General features: G+C 71.8%; 7 protein-coding genes, 5 tRNA genes and 1 pseudogene. 5 read left to right on the forward strand and 8 right to left on the reverse strand.

The genetic code is table 11. The annotated features are described in order from the left end of the window. Positions 1 to 155: 155 nt before the first annotated feature. Positions 156 to 869 carry an IclR family transcriptional regulator gene (locus tag ACH4J0_RS29910; protein ID WP_030246527.1) on the forward strand — a complete coding sequence of 238 codons (714 nt, stop codon included), beginning with the start codon at positions 156 to 158 and terminating at the stop codon, positions 867 to 869. A gap of 140 nt (positions 870 to 1,009) precedes the next feature. On the opposite strand, the gene ACH4J0_RS29915 is transcribed toward ACH4J0_RS29910, so the two are convergent. The 8 genes from ACH4J0_RS29915 to ACH4J0_RS29950 form a co-directional block, all read right to left on the reverse strand. Beyond that, positions 1,010 to 1,084 (reverse strand) — tRNA-Gln (locus tag ACH4J0_RS29915). Positions 1,085 to 1,133: 49 nt separating this feature from the next. Further along, positions 1,134 to 1,206: transfer RNA gene (locus ACH4J0_RS29920), tRNA-Glu, on the reverse strand. A gap of 26 nt (positions 1,207 to 1,232) precedes the next feature. Further along, positions 1,233 to 1,305 (reverse strand) — tRNA-Glu (locus ACH4J0_RS29925). A gap of 27 nt (positions 1,306 to 1,332) precedes the next feature. Next, a tRNA-Glu gene (locus ACH4J0_RS29930) sits at positions 1,333 to 1,405 on the reverse strand. Positions 1,406 to 1,452: 47 nt separating this feature from the next. After that, positions 1,453 to 1,524, reverse strand: a tRNA-Gln gene (locus tag ACH4J0_RS29935). Positions 1,525 to 1,773: 249 nt separating this feature from the next. Next, entirely contained in the window at positions 1,774 to 3,273 is a 1,500-nt protein-coding gene (gltX, locus tag ACH4J0_RS29940; RefSeq protein ID WP_396243731.1) for a glutamate--tRNA ligase, read from the reverse strand. Further along, the gene (locus ACH4J0_RS29945; RefSeq protein WP_396243732.1) at positions 3,266 to 4,066 is read right to left on the reverse strand and encodes a fumarylacetoacetate hydrolase family protein; all 801 of its coding nucleotides are present in this window, start codon (positions 4,064 to 4,066) and stop codon (positions 3,266 to 3,268) included. The genes gltX and ACH4J0_RS29945 overlap by 8 nt, the downstream gene beginning before the upstream one ends. A 282-nt stretch (positions 4,067 to 4,348) precedes the next feature. After that, the gene (locus tag ACH4J0_RS29950; protein WP_396243733.1) at positions 4,349 to 4,615 is read right to left on the reverse strand and encodes a hypothetical protein; all 267 of its coding nucleotides are present in this window, start codon (positions 4,613 to 4,615) and stop codon (positions 4,349 to 4,351) included. A gap of 590 nt (positions 4,616 to 5,205) precedes the next feature. Between ACH4J0_RS29950 and ACH4J0_RS29955 the strand changes: the two genes are divergently transcribed. The 4 genes and pseudogenes from ACH4J0_RS29955 to ACH4J0_RS29970 form a co-directional block, all read left to right on the forward strand. Then, on the forward strand, positions 5,206 to 9,009 hold the full coding sequence (locus ACH4J0_RS29955; RefSeq protein WP_396243734.1) for a nitrate- and nitrite sensing domain-containing protein: 3,804 nt from the start codon (positions 5,206 to 5,208) through the stop codon (positions 9,007 to 9,009). 10 nt (positions 9,010 to 9,019) lie between these two features. Then, on the forward strand, positions 9,020 to 9,433 hold the full coding sequence (locus ACH4J0_RS29960) for a roadblock/LC7 domain-containing protein (RefSeq protein ID WP_030291361.1): 414 nt from the start codon (positions 9,020 to 9,022) through the stop codon (positions 9,431 to 9,433). A gap of 161 nt (positions 9,434 to 9,594) precedes the next feature. Next, positions 9,595 to 10,020 carry a DUF742 domain-containing protein gene (locus tag ACH4J0_RS29965; RefSeq protein WP_188308299.1) on the forward strand — a complete coding sequence of 142 codons (426 nt, stop codon included), beginning with the start codon at positions 9,595 to 9,597 and terminating at the stop codon, positions 10,018 to 10,020. Further along, positions 10,001 to 10,134: pseudogene (locus tag ACH4J0_RS29970) on the forward strand (ATP-binding protein); the annotation flags it as partial. The gene ACH4J0_RS29965 and the pseudogene ACH4J0_RS29970, both read left to right, overlap by 20 nt.

Raw genomic sequence — 10,134 nt, forward strand, 5'->3', positions numbered from 1 at the left:
CGCTTCGCGAGACCTGCACGCCGGATCGCTGTCCACGATGCGGACACTCTGGCGAGGTCCCATCCTGGATGTCTCCCGGGCTGCTGCATCCAGAGTGGCGCTTTTCCCCGAAGATTGAACTTGCGTCTCGCGGACTGAGACTGCAGTCTTAGGGCATGGACAACACTAGCGGCGTCGGCGTTCTCGACAAGGCCGCTCTGGTGCTGAGCGCACTGGAGTCGGGCCCCGCCACGTTGGCGGGGCTGGTCGCCGCCACCGGTCTGGCGCGCCCCACGGCCCACAGACTCGCCGTCGCACTCGAACACCACCGTCTGGTCACCAGGGACATGCAGGGGCGTTTCATCCTGGGCCCCCGCCTGTCCGAACTCTCCGCCGCGGCGGGCGAGGACCGGCTGCTCGCCACCGCGGGGCCGGTCCTGACCCACCTGCGCGATGTCACGGGCGAGAGCGCGCAGCTCTACCGCCGCCAGGGCGAGATGCGGATCTGCGTCGCCGCCGCCGAGCGGCTCTCCGGCCTGCGGGACACCGTCCCGGTCGGCAGCACCCTGCCGATGAAGGCCGGCTCGGCCGCCCAGGTCCTGCTGGCCTGGGAGGAGCCCGAGCGGCTCCACCGCGGCCTCCAGGGCGCCCGGTTCACCGCCACCGCGCTGAGCGGCGTCCGGCGGCGCGGCTGGGCCCAGTCGATCGGCGAGCGGGAGCCGGGCGTCGCGTCCGTCTCCGCGCCCGTGCGCGGCCCCTCCAACCGCGTGGTGGCCGCCGTCTCCGTCTCCGGCCCGATCGAGCGACTGACCCGCCACCCGGGCCGGCTGCACGCGCAGGCCATCATCGAGGCCGCGAACCGGCTCACCGAGGCGCTGCGCCGGAGCTGACCCGGCCGAATTCCCCCACCCACCCACTCCCCCACTCCCCCACCGAAAACGAAAAGGCCCCGCTCGGAGTCGAGCGGGGCCCTTCGAGTTGTCGCGGCGGAAAACGAAAAAGACCCCGCCGGGCGGGGCCTTTCCATTTCTGGCTGGGGTACCAGGACTCGAACCTAGACTAAATGAACCAGAATCACTCGTGCTGCCAATTACACCATACCCCAACACAAAGCAAGGGCCGATGGGCGAGCCCACCGGCTTCCTGCTCTGAAGTACCCCCGACCGGATTCGAACCGGCGCTACTGCCGTGAGAGGGCAGCGTGCTAGGCCGCTACACAACGGGGGCTTCCTGGCGATCCCTTGCGGGATCAGTACCCCCGACCGGATTCGAACCGGCGCTACTGCCGTGAGAGGGCAGCGTGCTAGGCCGCTACACAACGGGGGCTTTCCAGGTGATCCCTTGCGGGATCAGTACCCCCGACCGGATTCGAACCGGCGCTACTGCCGTGAGAGGGCAGCGTGCTAGGCCGCTACACAACGGGGGCTTGGATCTTCATTTGTACTGCGTGCGACCGTTGCCGATCGCACAGCGCTGGGGTACCAGGACTCGAACCTAGACTAACTGAACCAGAATCAGTCGTGCTGCCAATTACACCATACCCCACCAGAGTTGAACCCCGGCGGGGCCTTCTCAGGCGTTGCGCCTCTCGGTCGGTCCCGTTCCGAGGGGCTTTCGCTCCCTCGTCCGTTCCCTCCCGGGCGGCGCAGAAAGAACATTACCCGACGTCTGCCCTGGCTCCAAAATCGATAACCGCAGGCAGCGGCCGGGAGGCCGTCCGGTGACCTCCGGGTGCGCCGCGGGCCCGGCACGGAGCCGGGCCCACGGGCTGCTCAGCGGCCCGTCCGGACGGCCTCAGGCGGCCGGCAGGGCGTCCAGGGCCGAGCGCAGCCGGCGGAGCGTCTCGGGGCGGCCGAGGAGCTCCATCGACTCGAACAGCGGCGGCGAGACCCGGCGGCCCGTGACGGCCACCCGCAGCGGCGTGAAGGCGAACTTGGGCTTGATGCCCAGCCCCTCCACCAGCGCCGCGCGCAGCGCGGCCTGGATCGGCTCCGGGGTGAAGTCCGCGAGCTCCTCCAGCGCCTTGACGCTGGCCTCCAGCACCGGGCGGGCGTCGGGGGTGAGCACCTTGGCGGCGTCGTCCGGGTCGACGGTGAAGTCGGCCGGGTCGACGAACAGGAAACCGGCCATGTTCACGATCTCGCTGAGCACGACCATCCGCTCCTGGGTGAGCGGCGCGATCCGGGCGAGCAGGTCCAGCTGCTCGGGGGTCGGCTCGGCCGGCAGCAGGCCGGGGCCCTGGAGGAACGGCACCAGGCGCCGGACGAAGTCCTCCGGGGCCAGCCTGCGGACGTGCTCGGCGTTGATCGCCTCGCACTTCTTCAGGTCGAAGCGGGCCGGGTTGGAGTTCACCTTGGCGACGTCGAAGGCCGCGACCATCTCGTCCATGTCGAACAGGTCGCGGTCCTCGGCCAGCGACCAACCCAGCAGGGAGAGGTAGTTGAGCAGGCCCTCGCGGATGAAGCCGCGCTCGCGGTACAGGTTGAGCGAGGACTGCGGGTCGCGCTTGGAGAGCTTCTTGTTGCCCTCGCCCATCACGTACGGCAGGTGGCCGAAGCGCGGGGTGGCGCCGGTGCCCACGCCGATCTCGGCGAGCGCCGCGTACAGCGCGATCTGCCGCGGGGTGGAGGACAGCAGGTCCTCGCCGCGCAGCACGTGGGTGATGCCCATCAGGGCGTCGTCCACCGGGTTGACCAGGGTGTACAGCGGGGCGCCGTTGGCCCGGACGATGCCGTAGTCCGGCACGTTCTCCGGCTCGAACGTGAGCGTGCCGCGCACCAGGTCGTCGAAGGAGATGGTCCGGTCGGGCATCCGGAAGCGCAGGATCGGCTCGCGCTTCTCCAACTTGTAGACGGCGACCTGGTCGTCCGTCAGGTTCCGGCAGTGGCCGTCGTAGCCGGAGGGCTTGCCGGCCGCGCGGGCGGCCTCGCGGCGGGCGTCCAGCTCCTCGGTGCTGCAGTAGCAGTGGTACGCGTGGCCGGCCTCGTGCAGGCGGCGGGCGACGTCGGCGTAGATGTCCATCCGCTCCGACTGGCGGTACGGCGCGTGCGGGCCGCCGACCTCCGGGCCCTCGTCCCAGTCGAGCCCGAGCCAGCTCATGGCGTCGAGCAGCTGGACGTACGACTCCTCGGAGTCGCGGGCGGAGTCGGTGTCCTCGATCCGGAAGACCATGGTGCCGCCGGTGTGGCGCGCGTAGGCCCAGTTGAACAGGGCGGTGCGGACCATGCCCACGTGGGGGTTGCCGGTCGGGGACGGACAGAAGCGAACCCGGACGGCCGGGTCAGTGTTAGCCACGCTTGATCACCTTGTTGGTGAGAGTGCCGATGCCTTCGATGGAGACGGCGACCTCGTCGCCGACGTTGAGCGGGCCCACCCCTGCGGGCGTGCCGGTGAGGATGACGTCGCCGGGCAGCAGCGTCATGGCCTCGGAGATGTGGACGACCAGCTCGGCGACCGAGCGGATCATCAGGGAGGTGCGGCCGGTCTGCCGGAGCTCGCCGTTGACCGTGCAGGTGATGGCGAGGTCGCCCGGGTCGAGGTCGGTCTCGATCCACGGCCCCAGCGGGCAGGCGGTGTCGAAGCCCTTGGCCCGCGCCCACTGGCCCTCGCGCTGCTGGACGTCCCGGGCGGTGACGTCGTTGGCGCAGGTGTAGCCGAGGATCACCTCGGGCACCCGGTCCAGGGGCACCTCGCGGCACATCCGGCCGATCACCACGGCGAGTTCGGCCTCGTGGTGGACGTCCGAGGAGAACGGCGGGTACGCGATGTTCTCGGTCGGACCGATCACCGAGGTGGACGGCTTGAAGAAGGTGAGCGGGACGTCCGGGACGTCGTTGCCCAGCTCGGCCGCGTGCGCCGCGTAGTTGCGGCCGACCGCCACGATCTTGTTGGGGAGCATCGGGCTGAGCAGCCTGACGTCCCGGAAGCGGTAGCTCTCGCCGGTGGGCTGGGGTTGGCCGAACGGGTGGCCGGCCAGCTCGTGGACGACCAGCGAGTCGGGCTGGGAAGGGTCCCCCTCGACCACGCCGAAGGAGACGCTGCCGGCGGCAGGGCTCCCTTCCCGGACGGAAAACCTGGCAATGCGCACGGCTGGGCTACCCCTCGCTTCGTCGGCCGCCCGGGGCGCCCCCGGGCGCTGCTCGGGCGCCTCGCCCTTCGCGGGCGCGGCCCCGTCAATCGACGTCCAGGCTATCGCGTGGGGCCCGTCCCGACCGCTTTGCCCCTGTTCAGGGCGGTTGGGGTGGCCCCGTGCCGACCGGCGGCTCCGAGCGGGTCGGTAGCGCCCGGAAACGGGCACACCGGGAGCAACGCCGAGGGCGCCGTCGCCGCTGCTCGCGGTGACGGCGCCCTCGGCGCGGTGCCGGTCGGGTCAGTCCCGGACGGTGACGACCGGGGCGACCATCAGCTGGGTGCGGCGCGGGTTGGCCGTGACGGCCGGCAGCTCGGTGCCGTAGGTGACGACGTCCTCGGGCTTGCGGGCGCCCGGGATCCTGCTGAAGTCCTCGACCGAGGCCAGCGTGGTCCGGCGCGGGTTCGCCGTGGAGCGGCAGGACAGCGTGGACTTGGTGGCCTTCTTCGCCAGGGACATCGAGAGCACCTCGTGGTCGTGGCCGGGCGGATCGCCAGGGATCCGCACCGGCCGGAGTGATTCCGATTGATTCGGAGGGGTTCTGGGCAGGCTGATCGGGGCCGTGCTCCGGAGACAGCCAGGTTACGAGATCTCATTCCACAGACGCCGTGACCAAAGCTACACATTAGTCTGTGATTTTGCTCACAAATTGACGCGCAAATCACCTATAAGCGACATTTCGCCGCATCGGAATTTCCCGACATTCCGCACACAACGGGCATTCCAGCAGGTCTGCGACTCTTGTTGATCTCGGGCCACGTTGGCATGTATCCGGCGAGTGTCCGAAAAAGGCGGTATTCCGGTCCGGTTGGCGCACAGTCAGTGAGAACACGCATGCGGTCGGTAGTACCCGGCGACAGGCCCTGGCGGCCCTTGTTGGGATTCCCCCGCTGTGCTGGAATGCCACGGACCGTGGGTAGGGAGCAGTCCACCGCGGCGACCCGCTCTCCCGGACCGGCCGGGGTGCGGATGGAAACTCGACACCGTCCAGGCCGTGGCGACGCGGCGGGACGCCCGGTCCAGAGGTTGCGACGCCAGTGCAGGGACGTTTCAAAAGGGGTAGCGGCGCCGCGGGTGACCCGGAGTCGCGCGAGCCTGTGGCAGCCCCTCAACAGGCGGCGGCCCCCGGTGGCCCGGCCGACCCAGTGACGCCCGAGGCCCCCGGCCGTCAGGAGGACGACGGCCAGGAACGCAGGTCCGCCCGGGACAAACTCCGGACCACCCTGACCAGGCGCCGCGCCACCGGTCTGAGCCGGCTCGCGATGCGCAACTGGCGCATCCGCACCCGCCTGATCGCCCTGCTCGCGCTGCCCATCCTGGTCTCGCTGGTCCTCGGCGGCCTGCGCATCCAGACCTCGCTGGAGAACTCGCAGCAACTCGCCCAGATGGCCAACCTGTCCGACCTGGCCAAGAAGGCGACCAACCTCGCGGACGCCCTGCAGACCGAGCGCGACATCAGCGCCGGCTACATCACCAACAAGCCGAACGACCCGCTGGACGACGACATCGCCAGCGCCCGCAAGTCCACCGACGACCTCAGCCGCACCTTCACCGCCTCCTCGGACAAGTTCGAGAACCTCGAACTCTCCGGTGGGAAGGCGCTGCTGTTCCAGATCCGCAAGGACCTGAACTCGATCGCGGACGCGCGCAACACGCCGTACCAGAACAACCAGAACATCCAGGCGACGATCACCGCCTACGACGTGATCATCCGCGACCTCCTGGACATCACCCAGGACATCGCGCTCGCCTCCAACAACCAGGACCTGCTGGTCGCCACCCGCGCCCTGCAGCAGTTCTCGCTGGCCAAGGACGCCACCTCGCAGCAGCGCGCGCTGATCAGCGCCGGTCTGGCCAACCCCAAGGGCCCCGACCTGAGCGCGAGCGACGAGTCCTTCGGCATCCGCCTGCGCACCACGTACGACAACGCGCTCAACGGCTTCAACAACATCTACTCCGCGCACGACCTGGACAACCTGCGCAGCCAGCTGAGCTACAACAGCGTGGTCGCCGAGGCCGACCGCTACTCGCGCTCGATCCTCCAGCCGGGCGGCATCCACCAGACCGAGCCGGTCACGTACAAGGACTGGTACGAGAAGGCCAGCACCAAGATCACCGCCGAGCGCCGGATCGAGTCCAAGCTGCTCGAGGACCTCGACGGAAAGGCCCAGGACCTCCAGTCCCAGGCCGACACCGAGGCCCTGATCATCGGTGCCGCAGTCGCCCTGACCCTGCTCGTCGCCCTCGGCGGCGCCGGTCTGATCGCCCGCTCGATGGTGCGCTCGCTGACCCGTCTGCAGACCGCGGCCGAGGACGTCGCCGAGCGGCGCCTGCCCGAACTGGTCAAGACGCTCTCCGAGAACGACCCCCACGACGTCGACACCACGGTCGAACCGGTCGCCGTCGACTCGACCGACGAGATCGGCCACGTGGCCCACGCGTTCGACATGGTGCACAGCGAGGCGGTCCGCCTCGCCGCCGAGCAGGCCCTCCTGCGCGGCAACATCAACGCGATGTTCACCAACCTCTCGCGCCGCAGCCAGGGCCTCATCCAGCGCCAGCTGTCGCTGATCTCCGAGCTGGAAAGCCGCGAGGCCGACCCGGACCAGCTGGCCAACCTGTTCAAGCTGGACCACCTCGCCACCCGCATGCGCCGCAACGGTGAGAACCTCCTCGTCCTCGCCGGTGAGGACCCGGGCCGCCGCTGGACCCGCCCCGTCCCGCTGGTCGACGTGCTCCGCGCCGCCGCCTCCGAGGTGGAGCAGTACGAGCGCATCGAGCTCGCCGCCGTGCCGTCGGCCGAGGTCGCCGGCCGCGTCGTCAACGACCTCGTCCACCTGCTCGCCGAGCTGCTGGAGAACGCCACCTCGTTCTCCAGCCCGCAGACCCGCGTCCGGGTCACCGGCCACGCCCTGCCCGACGGCCGGGTGCTGGTCGAGATCCACGACACCGGCATCGGCCTCAGCCCGGACGACCTCGCCGAGATCAACGAGCGCCTGGCCAACCCGCCGACGGTGGACGTCTCCGTCTCCCGCCGCATGGGCCTCTTCGTGGTCGGCCGCCTGTCGCTGCGACACGGCATCCGGATCCAGCTGCGCCCGAGCGACTCCGGCGGCACCACCGCGCTGGTCATGCTCCCGGTCGACGTCACCAACTCCGCCGAGCGCCGGGCCCCCGGCCGCTCGGGCCCCGGCGGCCCGGGCAAGCAGCAGCGCGGGGTCGCCCCGACGCCGCGGCAGCAGCGCCAGATGCCGTCCGGCCGCCAGAACGGTCCGGCCGCGCTCGGTCAGGGCCCGTCCGGCGGTGCCCCGCAGGGCGGCCGTCCGCAGCTCGGTCAGGGCGGTCCGGCCGCCCCGGCCGCTCCCGCGGCTCCTGCCACGCCGGCCGGCCCGGGTGCGCCCGGCGGCCGCGCAGGTGGACCGGCCGGGCTGCCGACCCGCCGGGTCGGCCAGGCACTGCGCGAGAACCCGGTTCCGGCGGGCCAGCAGGAGCAGCAGGGTCGCGGCCAGGGCGCCGGTCAGCAGGGCCGACGCGGTCAGGGCCGGCAGGTGCCCGCCCAGCAGGGTCAGCAGCAGGGTCAGCAGCAGGTCCCGCAGCAGCAGGGTCAGCAGCAGGTCCCGCAGCAGCAGGGTCAGCAGCAGGTCCCGCAGCAGCCGGCTCCGCAGGGCCAGCCGCAGCAGTCGCCGCAGGGCGGTCTGCCGCAGCGCGCTCCCGGCCGTCAGGGCCCGCCGCAGGGCGGCCCGAACGGCCTGCCTCGCCGCGGCCAGGGCGGCCCCGGCCAGGAGCGTCCGCGCCCCGACGGCGCCCCGGGCGCCCCGGCGCCGCGGACCGGCGAGCAGCCCCAGCACGGCCGTCCGGGCGGGCCCGGTGCCCCGCAGCAGGGTGCCCGTCCGGGCAACCGTCCGCAGGACGGCCTGCCGCAGCGCGCCCCCGGCCGTCAGGGCCCCGGTGCCCCCGGCCGGCCGGGTCAGGGCCAGCAGGGTCCCCAGGGCCAGCAGGGCCAGCGGGGTCCGCGCCACCCGGCTCCGGGCGCTCCGCAGCCGGGCCGTCAGCCGCAGCTGCCCCCGCAGCAGCAGCCCCAGCCGCTGCCGCCGGCCGAGCCGGCGCCGGTGGAGAGCACCCAGCAGTTCGCGCGGCCGCGCTTCGAGGCCAGCCAGATCGACCCGCGTGACCCGCTGGGCCTCGGCCTGGTGGAGCCGGTGCTTCCGAACGTGCCGAACCCGGCCCAGCCGCAGCCGATGCAGCAGCAGCCGGTCCAGCAGCAGCCCCAGCCGCCGCAGCGGCAGGAGCCGATGGCACTGCCGACCGGCCCGTCCGAGGCCACCGGCGGGCAGCCCTGGTACCCGCAGCAGGCCGAGGACCCGCAGCAGGCCCGGCCCCGGCCGTACCAGCCGCGTCGGCCCGGCACCTCCGCGCCGGAGTTCCAGCAGGAGGACCAGCCGCAGCCCGCGCCGCAGCAGGCCCAGCCCCAGGCCCCGCAGCAGCAGGTCCCGCAGGGCCAGCCGCAGCCGGTCCAGCAGCCGGGTCAGCCGCAGCCGGGTGTCGGTGACGCGCCCTGGCGCCCGTCCGCGAACGACGAGCGCTGGCGCCGTGCCGAGCAGGTCCGCGAGCCCTCGACCAGCGGTGTCACCATGTCCGGCCTCCCCCGGCGGACCCCGCAGGCCAACCTGGTCTCCGGCACCGCCGAGGCCTCACCGCTGACCGGTCCCCAGGTCTCCCGGGCTCCCGAGGAGGTCCGCGGCCGCCTGACCAACCTGCGTCGCGGCATCCAGCAGGGCCGCCGGGCCGGGGCCGAGCAGGCCGCCAACCCGCCGGGCTTCCAGCATGGTGCCCAGCAGCCCGGATTCGATAGTTTCGGTGGCCGGACCGACGGCAACGGCGCAGATCACCAGGAGCGTTGAGTTGAACCAGATGAGCCAGGCCGCACAGAACCTGAACTGGCTGATCACCAACTTCGTGGACAACACCCCCGGGGTGTCCCACACCGTGGTGGTCTCCGCGGACGGCCTCCTGCTGTGCATGTCCGAGGGTTTCCCGCGCGACCGCGCCGACCAGCTCGCCGCCGTCGCCTCCGGCCTCACCTCCCTCACCTCCGGCGCCAGCCGGATCTTCGAAGGCGGCGAGGTCAACCAGACCGTCGTCGAGATGGAGCGCGGCTTCCTGTTCCTGATGGCCATCAGCGACGGCTCCGCCCTCGCCGTCCTCGCCGCACCCGACTCCGACATCGGCCTGGTCGGCTACGAGATGGCCCTGCTCGTCGACCGGGCAGGCGCCGTCCTCACCCCCGCACTCCGCGCGGAACTCCAGGGCAGTCTCCTGCACTGACCGGAACCCACGCGGATCTCCCACCGTTCCATCCCGCACCGGGTCCGACCCGACCGGACCCGGCGCCTCACCCTCAGCTACCCTCAGGCAGCTGATCCCGCCTCAGCTGGCACCGCCCCAGCTGGAACCGGCTGCCCAAGGCTGCAGCACTAGGAGGACCCATGACCCCGCCCTCGACACCCGCCGGCTCGTACGGCAACGGGTACGGCAGCGGCTACGGCGGGCAGCAGTCCGACGGCTACGAGCAGCAGCCGCTGGTCCGCCCGTACGCGATGACCGGCGGCCGGACCCGGCCCCGGTACCAGCTCGCGATCGAGGCGCTGATCTCGACCACGGGCTCGGCCGAGCGCACCACCGGGCTGCTGCCCGAGCACGCCCGGATCGTGAACCTCTGCCGTGAGGTCAAGTCCATCGCGGAGATCTCCGCACTGGCCGGCGTGCCGCTCGGTGTGGCCCGCATCCTCGTGGCCGACCTGGCCGAGGCCGGTCTCGTCGCCATCCACCAGCCCGCCGCCGCGGGCGAGTCGGGCGGAACGCCCGATGTCACGCTGCTCGAAAGGGTCCTCAGTGGACTTCGCAAGCTCTAACGGACCCGCCCGCGCCACGACCTCCGCGAAGATCGTCATCGCGGGCGGCTTCGGCGTCGGCAAGACCACGCTCGTCGGCGCCGTCTCCGAGATCAACCCCCTGCGCACCGAAGC

This window comes from Kitasatospora sp. NPDC017646 (assembly GCF_044329365.1).
Lineage (GTDB): Bacteria > Actinomycetota > Actinomycetes > Streptomycetales > Streptomycetaceae > Kitasatospora.